This is a genomic window from Pseudovibrio sp. SCP20 (assembly GCF_057774105.1).
Map to the genome: position 1 here is coordinate 187,521 of NZ_JBYMDH010000002.1, position 15,514 is coordinate 203,034.

General features: G+C 51.1%; 16 protein-coding genes and 2 tRNA genes. 5 read left to right on the forward strand and 13 right to left on the reverse strand.

Going from position 1 to position 15,514, the window contains the following annotated elements; genetic code table 11:
* The first annotated feature begins 119 nt into the window (after window positions 1-119).
* Both hpf and ptsN read left to right on the forward strand, forming a co-directional pair.
* Window positions 120-710 (forward strand): ribosome hibernation-promoting factor, HPF/YfiA family, encoded by a 591-nt coding sequence (gene hpf, locus AC3CB2_RS09345; protein WP_083416869.1) that lies wholly within the window; start codon window positions 120-122, stop codon window positions 708-710.
* A 75-nt stretch (window positions 711-785) separates the two neighbouring features.
* Entirely contained in the window at window positions 786-1,253 is a 468-nt protein-coding gene (gene ptsN, locus AC3CB2_RS09350; RefSeq protein WP_008548629.1) for a PTS IIA-like nitrogen regulatory protein PtsN, read from the forward strand.
* A gap of 169 nt (window positions 1,254-1,422) precedes the next feature.
* Here the strand turns inward: ptsN and AC3CB2_RS09355 are convergent, their stop codons facing one another.
* Both AC3CB2_RS09355 and AC3CB2_RS09360 read right to left on the reverse strand, forming a co-directional pair.
* Window positions 1,423-1,683 (reverse strand): BQ00720 family protein, encoded by a 261-nt coding sequence (locus AC3CB2_RS09355; protein WP_008548441.1) that lies wholly within the window; start codon window positions 1,681-1,683, stop codon window positions 1,423-1,425.
* Window positions 1,684-1,850: 167 nt separating this feature from the next.
* The gene (locus AC3CB2_RS09360; protein WP_008548831.1) at window positions 1,851-2,279 is read right to left on the reverse strand and encodes an Hsp20 family protein; all 429 of its coding nucleotides are present in this window, start codon (window positions 2,277-2,279) and stop codon (window positions 1,851-1,853) included.
* A gap of 335 nt (window positions 2,280-2,614) precedes the next feature.
* Here AC3CB2_RS09360 and AC3CB2_RS09365 point away from each other — a divergent pair, with 335 nt between their 5' ends.
* Entirely contained in the window at window positions 2,615-3,181 is a 567-nt protein-coding gene (locus tag AC3CB2_RS09365) for an MAPEG family protein (protein ID WP_352932658.1), read from the forward strand.
* A 92-nt stretch (window positions 3,182-3,273) separates the two neighbouring features.
* Here AC3CB2_RS09365 and hutX read toward each other — a convergent pair whose 3' ends face one another.
* The 11 genes from hutX to AC3CB2_RS09420 form a co-directional block, all read right to left on the reverse strand.
* On the reverse strand, window positions 3,274-3,768 hold the full coding sequence (hutX, locus tag AC3CB2_RS09370) for a heme utilization cystosolic carrier protein HutX (protein WP_008548800.1): 495 nt from the start codon (window positions 3,766-3,768) through the stop codon (window positions 3,274-3,276).
* A 20-nt stretch (window positions 3,769-3,788) separates the two neighbouring features.
* Window positions 3,789-5,138, reverse strand: coding sequence for a heme anaerobic degradation radical SAM methyltransferase ChuW/HutW (gene hutW, locus AC3CB2_RS09375; RefSeq protein WP_352932655.1), 1,350 nt, complete (start codon window positions 5,136-5,138; stop codon window positions 3,789-3,791).
* Between the two features lie 199 nt (window positions 5,139-5,337).
* Entirely contained in the window at window positions 5,338-6,441 is a 1,104-nt protein-coding gene (locus tag AC3CB2_RS09380; protein WP_014283556.1) for a sn-glycerol-3-phosphate import ATP-binding protein UgpC, read from the reverse strand.
* 2 nt (window positions 6,442-6,443) lie between these two features.
* Window positions 6,444-7,286: a sn-glycerol-3-phosphate ABC transporter permease UgpE gene (gene ugpE, locus AC3CB2_RS09385; protein WP_008548277.1), complete on the reverse strand. Its 843-nt coding sequence runs from the start codon at window positions 7,284-7,286 to the stop codon at window positions 6,444-6,446.
* Between the two features lie 10 nt (window positions 7,287-7,296).
* A complete protein-coding gene (locus AC3CB2_RS09390; protein ID WP_037036400.1) occupies window positions 7,297-8,178 on the reverse strand; it encodes an ABC transporter permease subunit in 882 nt (293 codons plus the stop codon).
* Between the two features lie 178 nt (window positions 8,179-8,356).
* Window positions 8,357-9,664 carry an extracellular solute-binding protein gene (locus AC3CB2_RS09395; protein WP_352932653.1) on the reverse strand — a complete coding sequence of 436 codons (1,308 nt, stop codon included), beginning with the start codon at window positions 9,662-9,664 and terminating at the stop codon, window positions 8,357-8,359.
* A 685-nt stretch (window positions 9,665-10,349) separates the two neighbouring features.
* Entirely contained in the window at window positions 10,350-10,838 is a 489-nt protein-coding gene (locus tag AC3CB2_RS09400) for a fasciclin domain-containing protein (RefSeq protein WP_352932651.1), read from the reverse strand.
* 120 nt (window positions 10,839-10,958) lie between these two features.
* On the reverse strand, window positions 10,959-12,374 hold the full coding sequence (locus tag AC3CB2_RS09405) for a cryptochrome/photolyase family protein (RefSeq protein WP_352932649.1): 1,416 nt from the start codon (window positions 12,372-12,374) through the stop codon (window positions 10,959-10,961).
* A 165-nt stretch (window positions 12,375-12,539) separates the two neighbouring features.
* Window positions 12,540-12,615, reverse strand: a tRNA-Ala gene (locus AC3CB2_RS09410).
* Window positions 12,616-12,680: 65 nt separating this feature from the next.
* A tRNA-Ala gene (locus tag AC3CB2_RS09415) sits at window positions 12,681-12,756 on the reverse strand.
* 129 nt (window positions 12,757-12,885) lie between these two features.
* Window positions 12,886-13,263 carry a TIGR02300 family protein gene (locus tag AC3CB2_RS09420; RefSeq protein ID WP_352932647.1) on the reverse strand — a complete coding sequence of 126 codons (378 nt, stop codon included), beginning with the start codon at window positions 13,261-13,263 and terminating at the stop codon, window positions 12,886-12,888.
* A 205-nt stretch (window positions 13,264-13,468) separates the two neighbouring features.
* Here AC3CB2_RS09420 and aroA point away from each other — a divergent pair, with 205 nt between their 5' ends.
* Window positions 13,469-14,824: a 3-phosphoshikimate 1-carboxyvinyltransferase gene (gene aroA, locus AC3CB2_RS09425; protein WP_041768853.1), complete on the forward strand. Its 1,356-nt coding sequence runs from the start codon at window positions 13,469-13,471 to the stop codon at window positions 14,822-14,824.
* Window positions 14,821-15,456: a (d)CMP kinase gene (cmk, locus tag AC3CB2_RS09430; RefSeq protein WP_352932645.1), complete on the forward strand. Its 636-nt coding sequence runs from the start codon at window positions 14,821-14,823 to the stop codon at window positions 15,454-15,456. Before aroA ends, cmk begins: the two co-directional genes overlap by 4 nt.
* Window positions 15,457-15,514: the final 58 nt, after the last annotated feature.

The following is a 15,514-nucleotide window of genomic DNA, read 5'->3' on the forward strand; positions in this document are numbered from 1 at the left end:
AACTCGAAAACAGTAGCACTTTAAACTTAGCTGGTCCAAACTACATGTGTTGAAGGGTTCTTTGCTCTTTAGCTGAAGGACCTGTCAGCGATTAAGTCGACACAACATAAGAGGTTCCCATGACAATTAGAATTTCGGGGAGGAACGTGGACATTGGTGATGCAACCAGAACTCACGTTGAAGACCGGATTTCCGATGCACTGGATAAATATTTCCCAGGCGCATATACGGGTCATGTGACAATCGCGCGCGAAGGCTCTGGCTTCCGTTCCGAATGCACAGTCCACCTCAGTACAGGTGTGGTGCTTCAGGTTTCGGGTGATAGCCAGGATCCACGCCAAAGTTTCGACAAAGCAGCCGAACGCATTGAGAAAAGGCTAAGGCGCTATAACAGAAAGTTAAACGACCACCACACAAATGGTCTCCCTGCAGAGTGGGAAACGTACGGTGCAACATCGTATGTTCTTGCTGATCCTGAGCAGGAAGAAGAGGTACCCGCCGACTACAGCCCACTTGTGGTTGCAGAAACCGAAGCGAAGGTGAAAACACTGACTGTTGGTATGGCAGTTATGGAGCTAGATTTAAGTGAAGCTCCCGTTGTAGTGTTCCGCAACGCTGGTAATGGTGAGGTAAATGTCGTATTCCGTCGTCACGATGGAAACGTTGGCTGGATTGATCCAAATCTTTCCAACGGGGCTGCCCCTAACTAATAATCATGGTCATCGTGACCCTGTACAAAGCCGGTGTTAACCGGCTTTGTATTTTGCATGAACACGGATCAAGGAATGGATCTGAACGAACTTCTTCGTCCTGAAGCTGTCATTGCCAATCTCAAGGCAAACAGCAAGAAACAAGCCCTGCAGGAACTTGCAGAACGGGCCTCTGAGATTTGCGGAGAAACTGAGCGCGATATCTTTGATACGCTGCTGCAACGCGAACGTCTCGGCTCTACAGGTGTCGGAAACGGCATTGCAATTCCGCATGGAAAAATCGTGAACCTGGACGGGTTGCACGGTTTGTTTGCGCGACTGGACAAACCGATCGAGTTCGACAGCTTGGATGACCAGCCTGTTGATCTGATCTTTGTATTGCTAGCACCGGAAGGCGCTGGAGCGGACCATCTGAAAGCTCTGGCACGTGTTGCACGACTTCTGAGAGATGCTGATGTTGCGAGCAAGCTGCGCGCGACAACAGATGCTGCTGCAATTTACTCTATTCTGACCCACCCACAGGCTTCGCCAAGCGCAGCTTGAGGCCGGTTGGCTCATAAAAACAGAAAAGCCTGGATCGGACGCATTCCAATCCAGGCTTTTTCTTTGCCTAATTCACTGGTTTTGAAGAGTATTTCTATGCGTTGCAGCAGCTTTTCTGCGCGTATGCCTCTTCTTGTAACCTCACCCTTCAGTGAGTGCAGGAACAGGGTTAGTGGACGCTCAGAGCTTCCAGATCGTTCTCAATCGCGTTCGCAATTGCAGCGTTGCGGGTGTCTGTCAGAACCAGCGGTGTTCCATCAGCAGCGAGCAGTGCCCATGCTGGCAAATCAGCATCCTGCAGCTCAGCATCCGGGAACATCTTCTTAAGATCGTTTGGAGAAACGCGCCTTACATAAGCGACTTCACCAGCTCCAAGCTCTTCAAAATTTTCGTACGGGTCGTCGGCCAGCACAGAAGGGGCGCGTGTCATCGCCTTCTCCTTGGAAGTTATCAGAGCATGCCACGGTCTTTTGCAATCACGTGTCAGGCTCTAAGTCTTTATTTTATCACGCATCTTTACCCGAAAGCTGAGAGGTCAGATTTCAGCGATACGCTTCAATATTCAGATCAGCGCGAAGGTAGGAATGTTCCTTTACCTCAGTCCCCCGCCGAGATTTCAATTCGGCGAACGATGCGCTCTGGCTCTGGACGAGCAAGATCAATAGACAACAGACCATCACGCAGGTCTGCCCCCAAAATCTCAATGCCCTCAGCCAAAACAAAAGCGCGTTGGAACTGACGTGCAGCTATACCCCTGTGAAGGTATTGGCGAGTTTTGTCTTCTTGTTGGCGACCACGAATTACCAGTTGGCTTTCCTCAACAGAAACATCCAGTTGGTCACGTGTGAAACCCGCTACGGCGAGCGTAATGCGGATAACTTCACCTTTTTCGTCGGTGGCAGCTAAGCGTTCGATATTGTAGGGCGGGTAGCCGTCGTTGGCTGCTTTGCTCACCCTATCCAATACACGCTCGATATCGTCGAAACCCAACATAAATGGGCTCGAAAACGCAGATACTCGCGTCATAATCCAAGTCCTTCTTCAAAGCGACCCAGCTCCAGACCCTCAATAGGCATCTGGTGTGAGGGCATCTCACCCTCGGTCTTTCCTCTGGAATATGGCGGTTAGCGGCGAAGGTTTCAAGTTAACTTAATGATACTCAATTAATTCTCTCGGGTACTGACAAGTTTTGCAGACCTCAAAACAAGCAGGGGTGGTAAACTCGCAGAATTTTCAACAGTCCGCCATTGCAGTCCAGCCTATCACCACGTGTTGAGAATGACAGGTTTACGGTTTCCCTCAAAAATCGTAGCGTTTGCCCTTTGGTAACTTTCAAGGAATGCGCTAGGGGGAGCGGTATTATGGACATTGCTGAGGTGAATAACTCGCGGGCAACGTTGATGGTGAAAGCCTACCCCTTTGTGTTGGTCTGTTTCAGTTTGCTCATCAATCTACTCGTTTTTGGCGTTGAGCCGCTTGTCATTGCGCTACCCTCCCCTGAAGTCGTTGATGCAGTAATCATTGCTGCGGTTCTGCTGCTCGGTAACCATAGTTGGCTGATGACTGTGACCGAACTTACTCGCGCCAAGTATGATCTGGCCGCTACACCTGAAGAGTGGGAAGAGAAAGGCGGGCGTCCTCAATCTATTGCTCAGGAAGCTCGTGATGCATTGGAGCGGCGGCACAATGCGCATCGAAACACGACCGAGAACTCAATCTACTTTGTGCTTCTGGCGGCTGTTGTTGCAGTGATTTCTCCAGTCGCGCTGATGGCCCAGGTCTGGATTGTCGGCTTCGCAGTTTCCCGCCTTGGCTACACCTACAGTTATCTTTCTACACAAACCGGATTGCGGGGCCTGTTCATGAGCTTGAGTTTGCTATGCTTGTATGGAATGGCGAGTTATCTGGTGGTCGCGATGTTTGTGTAAACAGAAAAGCCGGAGCAATGCCCCGGCTTCTGTTTTTTCATAGGCTCACAGTGAGAGAGGTCGTGGGCCTATGACTTGGATGTCTCGCAGGTTCACCAGCTCGCGAGCTCATCAAATTTTTCAAGCTGATCTTCTTTGATCTGACCTTCCTCATCACGGCCAAGGAAGATCTTCAGGTAGCAATCGCCATCTGCATTCAAGAAGTTGATTGATACTGCCAGTTTGGAGAAGAATGGGCGCTTCAGGAACAGGATGGAATGACACGCATCAGCCTTGATGTGACCAGAGAAGCCACCTTCTGTCTGCTTGAGGTTATAGAAACCACGCGCGTAAGAGCCTTCTGGGAATGGACCTTTCACTTCGAAGATCATGTCACCAGTGTTTGCAATGCTTGTGACGTTGCCCCATGACGGGATCGCTTTGATCACTTCATCAAAACGCTCACCAGAATGCTCACGCCACATTTCTTCCGGCAGGCAACGGATTGTGTCAGCCATTGAGAGACCATGCTCCTTGGCAATGCTCTCCAGAATGCCTGCTGGGTTTTCTGCGAGTTTCTCTTTCAGCTCTGTGATTTGTGCGGTCATGCTGTCTCTTCTTGATGGTTTCAGGTTACTGGCTGCAAGCTGGCGGAATGCAGCTTAAAGGCAGCCTTGAGATATGTGAGAAGGGTCTGGTGCCAAAAACAGCCTGCCGTTGTGAGCGAGATGATTTCTTCACCCGCTATCAGGCCCGTGCTGCGCCAGTTGCTTAAGAGTGGATCGATTGAGCTTCGGAAACCGTTTGCTTTGGGATCTGCACGCTCCAGACGGGCAAGGTCGAGGCGCATCTCTTCAATGCCAGCAGCCAGGAAATTGAGGGGAGAAGACAATGGGTCAGTTCTGTGCAACCGCGACAGAGGCTTCTCCCCATCCTCCAGGCACCTCATGTAGTCCACGATTCCTCCATGGATGCCGTAGGAATAACCATTGATGTTTCCGCCTGCCCCAGACCCAAAGGCCAGACAGTCCGCGCCGGACTTAATCAGCGTGTTGTAAAGATTACGCTCGCGGGTTTGTCGACCCCAGTGACTGGAAGAGATCTGTTTCCAGCCGTACTGACGCATGTACTCCAATCCCTCGCCATACATGCCTCCTTGTTGCGGAAGAGGCGCTGCTGGGTCGCAGGAGCCTTTTGCGATGGCTTTTGAGAGGAGACTGCCGGGAAACACGGCGAGCGTGTAAAGATCGACGCCATCGAGCTCCAAATCCACCACGGTTTTGAGATCCTGCCGCCAAACCTCTTCGCTTTGATATGGCAAGCCCAATATCAGGTCACAAACGACAGCAGCGCGATTTTTATCTCTAAGCCCTTCGAAGAAGCGAATGGCTTCTTCACCGGTTGCTTTACGCCCCTGCCGCTTACGGACTTTTGTGTTGAAGGACTGGACTCCAGTAGAGAAACGGTTCGCACCGGCATCCAGACAGGCATCAATCTTTTCATCATCGAAATGGAAGATGCGGCCTTCGACAGTGATCTCGCAATCAGCTGAGAGCGGATACAGCTCGCGGATGCGACGGATGACGCGGGCAAGGTCGTTTGCGTGAAGCGCTGTTGGAGTTCCGCCGCCGAAATAGACTGCGTTGATTGGTGCACTTTGGGAAGCAGGGGAAGATGCTTCCAGCTCCAGCTCTTTGATCAGTGCATCAGCATATGGAGCGGAGTGCTCTTCTTGCCACTTGTTGCGATAGAAGCCGCAGAACAGGCAATGATTGGCGCAGAATGGCACATGCAAGTACATGACCGCCATGCCTGAACGATTAGAGTGCTGGATTTCGTGCCAAACTTGCTGTTGAGCATCTTCAGCAACGGCTTCTCCGGCTGATCCGGGCATATGTGGGCCCCGTCGCTGGAAAGCGTAACGGAGGGGATCATCTGTTTCCTGAGCGAAGAATTGCTCCAGCGCTGCTGCTTGCATCGGTCAACCTAGTTTTGAATTCGTGGTTGGCTTGCTATACGCTGGCTAAATATGAGTATTTACATCAAGTTTAAATCTTGGAAAGGGCTGATTGCGTAGCTGCGATAAAATGGCACAGCTTTTGGACTGCATCCGTACACAGTTCCAACAAAAAAAGCCCGGCAATGCCGGGCCTTCTAAAGCTTTGTCAGAGCAGGCTTTAAGCTGCTTCGAGTGCGCCCTGCACTTCAATACGCTTGCCGGTTTTGGTGTCAAACGTATGCAGTTTCTCAGGCTTTGCAGTCACTTTCAGGATCTGGCCTGGTTCGAAGTGCAGCTTGCCAGGCGCGCGCACAACAACGTCTACGCTGCCTTCACCAATGGTGCCGTGAACATAACTCTCAGCACCAACAGGCTCCACGACATTTACGGTCAGAGCCGTATGAAGGCCGGTGTCGAACTTCTCGCTGAGCTCTTCGATCACCAGATCTTCCGGACGTACGCCGAGGATCAGATCAGACAGATCGGTGTTCAGCTTCACGTCAACAGTTGCACCGTTGTCGAGTTTCCAGTCGCTGCCCTGTTTGGTCAGTGGCAGCAGGTTCATTGCTGGAGAACCGATGAAGGTTGCAACGAAGGTAGATGCTGGCTTCTCGTAGACGTCAATCGGAGAACCGATCTGCTCGACTTCACCCCCGCTGAGAACGACCAGGCGATCTGCCAGTGTCATTGCTTCCAGCTGATCGTGGGTCACGTAAAGGCTGGTGGTTCCCAGTTCTTTCTGAAGCTTCTTGATCTCCATGCGCATCTGCACACGCAGTTTTGCATCGAGGTTAGATAGAGGCTCATCGAACAGGAACGCAGCAGGTTCGCGAACGATCGCACGACCCATTGCAACACGCTGACGCTGACCACCGGACAGCTGACGTGGCTTACGGTCGAGGAAGTCGCCGATCTCAAGGATCTCAGCGGCTTTGCGAACGCGCTTTTCAATCTCATCCTTAGGGATGTTGCGGTTCTTCAGGCCGTACGCGAGGTTGTTGTAAACACTCATGTGCGGGTAGAGCGCGTAGTTCTGGAACACCATTGCGATGTCACGGTCTGCTGGCTCTACGTTGTTTACAAGGCGGTCGCCGATGAACAGCTCACCGTCGGTGATGGTTTCGAGACCAGCCACCATGCGCAGCAGAGTGGACTTACCGCAACCGGAAGGGCCGACGAGAACAATGAACTCACCATCCTGAATGTCGATGGAGATGCCTTTAACCGCTTCTACGTTGCCCGCGTAGATCTTGCGAAGGGTGTTAAGTTTAATGCCTGCCATTTTTATTTCTCGCTTTCCACGAGCCCTTTTACAAACCAAGACTGGAAGATCACCACGATGAGAACCGGTGGAAGCATTGCGAGAACCGCAAGCGCCATTGCCTGGTTCGTATCCGGGATCTGAGCACCAATCCACACCTGAAGAATCTGCTTCATACCACGCACCAGCGTGAAGAGGCTTTCATCTGTGGTGATGAGTGTTGGCCAGAGGTATTGGTTCCAACCGAAAACAAACATGATGATGAAGATTGCAGCAATCATGGTTTTGGAGAGTGGAACAAGAATGTCGATGAAGAACTTCAGCGGCCCTGCACCATCGATACGCGCTGCCTCAACCAATTCATCCGGTACGGATTTGAAGAACTGACGGAAGTAGAAAGTGCCTGTAGCAGACGCAATCAGCGGTACGATCAAACCGGTGTAGGTGTTCGCCATGCCCAGTCCCTGCACGATCTCGTAGGACGGCAGAATACGCACTTCCAGCGGAAGCAGGAGCGTGGAGAAGATGATCCAGAAGAAGAACGTTCCAAGCGGGAAGCGGAAGTACACGATTGCGTAAGCCGCCAACATGGAAATTACGATCTTACCAATGGCGAAGCCAAGGCCGAGGATCAAGGAGTTCCACAGCATGGTCAGGCCAGTCACGGACTTCGTGAAACCACCAGCTTCAGTCAGAACCTGCTTATAGGTGTCTGTGAAGTGACCGCCCGGGGTCAACTGCAGACCATGCTTGTAAATGGACACCGCATCATGACTGGAGGTCATGAGAGCGTAAACGACTGGCACCAGCATAAAGAGAGCGCCGAGGACGAGGATCGTATGATCCCAAAACTGTGAGCGTTTCATTGATCCCTCCTTAACTGTAGTGCACGCGACGTTCGATCATACGGAACTGGAAGACCGTGAGAGCGAACACGAGGATCATAAGGATCACAGACTGTGCTGAAGACCCACCAAGGTCGTTTCCGCGGAAGCCATCGAGGAACACCTTATAAACGAGAGTTACAGGGTTGTTGCCTGGCTCACCCTTAAGCACCAGATCGATAATACCGAAGGTATCGAAGAGCGCGTAAGTGATGTTGATGATCAGCAGGAAGAAGCTGGTTGGAGCCAGCAGTGGGAACGTTACAGTCCAGAAACGACGGGAAGAAGATTTACAATCGACCGCAGCTGCTTCCTGAACGGATTTCGGAACACTCTGAAGACCAGAGAGGAAGAAGATGAAGTTGATTGGGATTTGCTTCCAAACCGCGATCACGGTCATAGCAAATGCAGTATCAAAGTAGTTCACACCGATCTGCATGTTCCAGCCGAGGGCATGTGCCAGATCGTTGAGTGGACCAATGTGCTGGTCAAACAGCATAACGCCTACGAGGCCTGCGACGGGAGGGGCGATCGCATAAACCCACATCAGCAAAGTGCGGTAAGTGGAGGCACCTTTGATGACGTTATCGGCTTTTACTGCCAGCAGAAGAGCGATGCTGAGAGAAAAGAAAGTAACTGCAGCGGAGAAGATGAGCGTGAACCAGGCAGTTCTGCCGTATTCACTCGCAGTGACAACATCTGTGAAGTTATCCAGGCCAACAAATGTCGAGCCGAAACCAAACGGGTCTTCAAGATAGAAAGACGCTCTGATTGCTTCTGCCGCTGGCCACAGAAAGAAGACGCCAACAATCAGCAGCTGCGGGAGCAGCAGCATGTAGGGCATCAATGGATGTGAGAATTGAACTCGTTTCATGGACTGGCCTAGTCGCTGTTTTCGTTGTGGTGGCCGGTTGCCTAGCAAGCCTGACCGCTTGTTTTAAAAATGCTGCTCGAACAAACTGCCGTTCGGGAACATTTTATTTCTAAAACAACCTGAGACCGGAGGCACTTGATAGCGTCTCCGGCCCTAGCGAAAATCTAAGTGCTAAGTCTTAGTTAGCGGTCTTAGCAAAACGAGCCAGAAGCTTGTTTGCTTCGTCTTCGATGGTCTGGAACGCGTCGTCTACAGACTTTTCACCGGAGAAGATTTTGCCGTATTCACGGTTCATTACGTCACGCACCTGAACGTAGAAGCCCATGCGGTAACCTTTGGTGTGGTCGCCACCTGGCAGTGTCAGCTGCTTAATTCCAACTTCAGCTGCTGGAAGACGGTCGTAGTGGCCATCTTTCTTCGCAAGGTCGTATGCAGCGTTGGTGATTGGCACATAACCAGTTTCTTTGTGCCAGTAGTACTGCATCTCAGAGGAAGTCAGGAAGGAGTAGAAGTTTGCAACACAGTCGTTTTCGCCTTTTGGCTTGCCAGCCATTGCGAAGAGCGCAGCACCACCGATGAAGGTGTTGGTACCGGTTTCGTTAACAGAAGCCCAGTAAGGCAGGTTGGTTGCGGAGAATTTGAAGTCTGTGGACTTCATCAGACCACCGAAGGAACCTGAAGAACCGAGCCACATTGCAGCGGAACCGTCCTGGAATACCTTCTGGTTGTCACCCCAGCCAGTGCCGTAGTAGCCGAACAGCTCAGCATCAAGCCAGCCTTTAACCTTTGTGAAGTGCATTTTGATCGCATCGTTGTTTACGAGGATCTTGGTGCCTTTCGCGCCATCATAACCGTTGTTGTTGGTTGCGAATGGCAGGTTGTGACGGGACATGAAGTTTTCAGTGAAGATCCATGGCAGGTGAGACTGTGCCAGTGGAACGTATCCCGCTGCTTTCAGCTTAGGAGCGATCGCTTCGAACTCTTCCCAAGTCTTAGGAGCTTCAACGCCTGCTTTCGCCAGTGCTTCTACGTTGTAGTAGAGGATTGGAGTAGAGGAGTTGAACGGCATGCCGATCATTTTGCCAGCTGCGTCTGCGTAGAAGTAGCGTACGCCAGCAATGTAGTCTTCGATGTTGAACTCAACACCTGCATCTTTCAGAAGGTCTTCAGCTGGAACAACTGCGCCCTTTGCACCGATGATGGTAGCGGAACCTGCATCAAATACCTGCAAGATGTTTGGCTGTTCGCCGGCACGGAATGCTGCGATACCTGCGGTCAAAGTTTCTTCGTAGTTACCTTTGTAAACCGGGGTCAGGTTACAGACATCCTGAGATGCATTGTATTTGGTGGAGATTTCGTTGACAACTTCACCCAGACGGCCGCCCATTGCGTGCCACCAGTTGATTTCTGTCGCAGCGAAAGACGCTGTTGAAGACATTGCGAGTGCTGCAAAGGTTGCTACACCAGCTGCTTTACGAAGAGTCATTTTTGTTGCCCCCCAGTGGGAAAGTTGAAAAAATCTAACATGCGAAGCGGAGTGAACACCTGATCCATCGCCTTGGCGATCCATCCCCTACGCCTCATCTGCGATATCACTTAGGTGTTTCACACTAGGATGACAGTTTCTTGAAGTTTCGATGAATTGCAATTGGATCTTCGTTTTTTTTCATAATTATCATGAGATTGTCATGTTTCGGAAAAACGAAACCCACCTAAGCAGACTGTTTTTTATGCCAAATTTTCGACCTTTCAGCATGGTTGAAGTGTCTAAAATTGGAAGTTTTGTTTCGGAAAAATTCGATACGAAATAATACGAACATTGAGATTTACAGAAAGATTTGGCGGCTAATCACTTGATATATCGGGGAAATACCTAGACGGCGAACAAATTCAAATTTTGCACCTTGCACGTTTATGCCGATGAGCTGTCTTAATGCTTGCACGCGCAAATTTTCGAAGACAAAACAGGCCTGAACTTATCCACAGGCGCACTGTGTGCAACTCTCGAAATACAACTTCTAATGCAAAAACTTGCATTCTTGAGCAGGTGAAATGCATTCATTTCAATCAAATAGAGTCACCCGACTCCGTTTTATGACAGCTCAAAGGGCGCAGAACGGATGCTCCACGCCCTCTGGCAGAAACTCATAATGAGTGATGTCGCTTCCCGTTTAGTTTGAGGGCAGCAACACTTTATCGACCACATGAATGATCCCGTTGTCAGCTGGAATGTCTGCGCTGATGACGTTTGCATTATCTACCGTCACACCAGACGTGTTTTTCGAAACGGAGAGTGTCTTATCCCCTGATCCCTTAATCGTCTTCACGTGAATGGTGCGTCCTGGCAGATCGGTGGATGCCAGTTTGCGTGGGAGCACGTGATAACTGAGTACGGCAACGAGCTGATCTTTGTTCTCTGGCTTCAGAAGCGTTTCGACCGTCCCGTCCGGAAGCTCTGCGAAGGCTTCATCAGTCGGAGCGAACACGGTGAGGTTCTCACCATTGGCCAGTGCTCCATCCAAGCCCGCAGCCTGAGCGGCAGCAATAAGGGTGTTAAACTGCCCTGCCCCTTGAGCTACTTCTACAATAGTTCCTGCATTTGCATTTAATGAACCAGCAATAATGAGTGAACTTACAAGTGAAATCATAGATAAACGCATAGAAGCCTCCACTCCCCAGAGATGTAACGAGGTAATTACATAAGGATTAACTGCGACAGACCGCCGCGCACAAAGTCTTATACTGACCATCTCTGAAGGCAGATCACATGAGAGCGAATTTTATTTTATCTCCTCAAAGGCACGCAGGGCTTCATCTCGAGATTTCTTGAGATCCACGATTGGAAGCGGGTAGTTTTCTCCCAGTGTGACACCAGCACCCTGCAGGATGTCCTTAGGCGCTTCCCAAGGCTTGAAGAGATACTTGTCCGGCAGATCTTTTAGTTCAGGCAGGAAACGGCGTGTGTAATCGCCATGAGCATCAAACTTTTCGCCCTGCAGGATTGGATTGAAGATGCGAAAGTAAGGAGCTGCATCTGCACCACATCCGGCGATCCATTGCCAACTGGCGCTGTTGTTGGCGAGATCAGCATCGACCAAACAGTCCCAAAACCACTCCTCTCCCAATCGCCAGTCCAGCAGCAAGTTTTTGACGAGGAACGATCCAACGATCATGCGCAGGCGATTGTGCATGTACCCGGTCTGCCAGAGTTCACGCATACCTGCATCGACAATCGGAATACCTGTTTGGCCTTTCTGCCATGCGAGAAGGCGCTGATCATCCGAGAGCCATGGGAAGTTGTCGAACTTTTCGTTCAGATTACTCTTTGGGAGGGTCGGGTTGTTGAATAGCAGAGAATAGGAGAATTCACGCCAGCCCAGCTCACTGCGGAAATGATCGATGTCTCGTGTTTCCTCATGTGAGCCTAATGCCCACCAGATTTGGCTGGGAGAGATCTCACCAAAGTGCAGATGAGGCGACAGGCGGGAAGTATGAGTCAGAGCTGGGAAGTTTCGGCCATCTTTGTAATCAGAGAGCCCATCTTCAAAAAATGCATAGAGACGGTTTTGGGCAGCTTTTTCGCCATGCTCCCAGTGACTGCTCACTTGAGCTGACCACGGCCGTTCTTCGAGCAAGTTGAGCTCATCGATTGAGAGAGCCCCTGCCGTACTTAAAGAATGCATGCGCAATTGGTCAGGAACAGGCAAAGGCTTTCTGGGTTCCTGAGCCTGAAGACAGCCTTTGCGATAGAAGGGAGTGAACACCTTATACGGGCTGCCGTCCGGTTTACCTACCTGCCAGGGTTCCCAGAGGAGTGAGCCGTTGAAGCTCTTGGCTGTGACACCGTTTTCTTCAAGGTCAGATTTCAGCTGAGCATCGTGCTCTACACGCCATGGCTCATAGCATCGGTTCCAGAAAACACCCGTTGCACCGGTCTCCTGAATGAGCGAGTTGATGATTACGGTGGGGTCACCGCGCATTATCAACAGTTGCCCTTTCAAGCTTTCATTGAGAGCTTTTAAAGAATAGTGCAGCCAGTTTTTGGTCGCGCCGCCGAGTTCTCTAGCACCGTACTCTTTATCATTCAGAATATAGAGAGGGATAACTTCGCCAGCTTCACAGGCCGCAGACAGCGCAGGGTTGTCACTCAGGCGAAGATCCTGACGGAACCAATGGATTACGATGGATGCTGACATCGACGACCTCTGCGCAAAAGAAACAGTTGCGGCAGATGTATAGCAAATTCCTTGCGTATCAATGGCTGCAGAGCTTCAATTCTCTCATAGCAGGAGTTGCTGGAGGCGAAGCTTTTGAAATCGATGATTTTGGGAGAAGTCAGCTATTTCTAGCTAAAGGGTAATTGGTGGAGCCTAGGGGGATCGAACCCCTGACCTCTTCGCTGCCAGCGAAGCGCTCTCCCAGCTGAGCTAAGGCCCCATCTTTATCAGACTAATGACATGTCTGATTTGGGAAGAAGATAGCCATTTCTTGCAAAATGGTTTTGGTGGAGCCTAGGGGGATCGAACCCCTGACCTCTTCGCTGCCAGCGAAGCGCTCTCCCAGCTGAGCTAAGGCCCCGTTCTTCTTCTAAGCACCGATACTTCAATGAAGTTTTAGTGCTGATGGAGGCGGAACATAGATGGGCCGCCCCCACATTTCAAGAGAATACTCTCATAACAGCCTGCGGTTTCACAGGCTGTGGAAATTTTAGCTTTCGTCGTCGTCGCGGCTCACTACGATGCCTGGAACGGAAGCGTCTTCGTCGTCTTCATCATCCAGGAATACGTCGGAGTCATCGCCACCGATGTCATCGCTGATGCCATCTTCGTCCAGATCAGGAATATCTTCACCAGCTGCTTCTGCATCAGCTTCTTCCAGAGATACCAATTCTGCATCGTCTTTTACCAATGCGTCCTCAGCTTCTTCTTTCTGAACAGCTTTTACAGCTTTTGCAGTCTTCGCTGTCATGCCCAGATCAAACATATCGCCACACTTAGGGCAGATGATTGGGTCACGGTTCAAATCATAGTATTTAGCGCCACACGCCGCGCACAGGCGCTTGGTTCCGAGTTCCGGTCTTGCCACGGTTCTCACCTTTGTTTGTATCTCGTTGACGGCCCCCTTAGCCTCAGGTTGGCCATCATGTCAAAGATAAATCTTAGAAATCTACCCGAAGTCGTACATTCACTGCCGAAATTTCGCAATAGTTCAATGCGCCCTAGGGTGACTGTCTTTTTCTTCCGTGCTAGGAGGAACTAGTTTTTTCAGTCTCGCAACCCCGGAAATGAACATGTCCCATAATTCGTCACCGCAAATTGTGACCGCTCACAGTGGCTCTCCGCTTAACGGCCAGATCAAAGTTCCAGGTGACAAGTCTATCTCCCACCGTTCCCTCATGTTTGGTGCATTGGCACTCGGCAAAACCACCATCTCTGGTCTGCTCGAATCAGAAGATGTGATTGGTACTGCAAACGCAATGAATGCAGTAGGTGCCAAGTGTGTTCGCCAGGAAGATGGTACGTGGACGGTTGATGGCGTTGGACTGGGTAGCCTGTTGGAGCCGGAAGCTCCAATCGACTTCGGAAATGCGGGTACTGGTGTACGTTTGGCAATGGGCATCTTTGCGAGCCATCCTATTGCTGTCACCATGACTGGTGATGCCTCCCTGTCAGGGCGCCCAATGGGCCGCGTCCTTAACCCACTGCGCGAGATGGGTGTTCAGGTTGTGGCACGTAATGGCGATCGCCTGCCAGCGTCTATCCGCGGCAGCGACACTCCTATTCCGATCACGTATCGTGTGCCAATGGCCTCTGCTCAGGTTAAATCTGCAGTGCTGCTGGCTGGTTTGAACACTGCTGGTACAACAACCGTTATCGAGCCTGTGGCAACTCGTGACCACACCGAGAAGATGCTCGTTGGTTTTGGTGCAGAGCTGAACGTTGAGATCAATGAAAGCGGTGAGCGCGTGATCACCCTGCAGGGTCAGCCAAAGCTGCAGCCGCAGGACATCACTGTTCCTGGCGATCCATCTTCTGCGGCCTTCCCGATTGTTGCTGCGTTGATCACACCGGGTTCTGATGTGACCGTTGAAGGCGTGCTCCTGAACGAGCATCGTATTGGACTTATTACTAGTCTGCTTGAAATGGGCGCTGATATTACCATCTCGAATGAACGGGAAAGTGGTGGAGAGAAGATTGGCGACATTCGCGCCAAGTATTCGAAACTGAAGGGTATTACGGTTCCAGCGGACCGCGCGCCTTCCATGATTGATGAATATCCAATTCTGTCTGTTGCCGCTGCCTTTGCTCAGGGTGAGACCGTTATGCTCGGTCTTGAAGAGCTGCGCGTGAAGGAGTCAGATCGTCTGGCTGCTGTTGCACGTGGTCTAGAAGCAAACGGTATTCCGTGCGTTGAAAAACAGGACAGTCTGACTGTTACTGGTGGTGCTAACAATATTGGCGGTGGTACTGTTGCTACACATCTGGATCACCGGATCGCAATGAGCTTCCTTATTCTGGGGCTCGCTGCTCACAAGCCGGTTCAAGTTGATGATGCAGCACCAATCGCAACAAGCTTCCCGACCTTCCTCTCCATGTTTGGCGAGCTGGGTGGCAAGCTTGAAAATAAGAATGAGGAAGCTGCATGATTATTGCTCTGGATGGACCAGCGGCATCTGGCAAGGGAACACTCGCACGCCAGCTCGCTGAGCATTTTGGACTTCGCCATCTGGATACCGGTTTGACGTATCGTGCTGTTGCCGCTGCGCTGCTTGCGCGCGGCCTGCCACTTGGTGATGAAGCTGTTGCCATCTCCGTTGCTCAGAACCTTGATCTGGGCAATCTGGACCGCAATCAGCTCTCTGCCCATGAGATTGGAGAAGCAGCATCTCGCATTGCTGTTCTTTCTGGTCTTCGTGAGGAACTGGTGCGCCTTCAGCGTACGTTTGCTGAGCAGGAGCCAGGGGCTGTTCTGGATGGCCGTGACATCGGCACTGTTGTGTGTCCTGATGCGACTGCAAAACTGTTTGTAACAGCCTCTCCGGCAGCGCGTGCAAAGCGCCGTACGGACGAGTTGAACGGCAAGGGAATTCCAGCTGATTTTAATGAAATCCTAGTGGATCTGGAGCGCCGCGACGAGCGTGACAGCACCCGCAAAGACAGCCCATTAAAACCCGCTGAAAATGCACACTTGCTTGATACGACAGAAATGGATATAGACTCCGCATTTCGTGCGGCTGTGGATATCGTCGAACGCGCCCGGAAAACGGCTGTTTCATAACAGCCATCGGAGTTCGCGTTTGTCGTTTCTAGCGACTGTCATGATACCGAATTTGGAC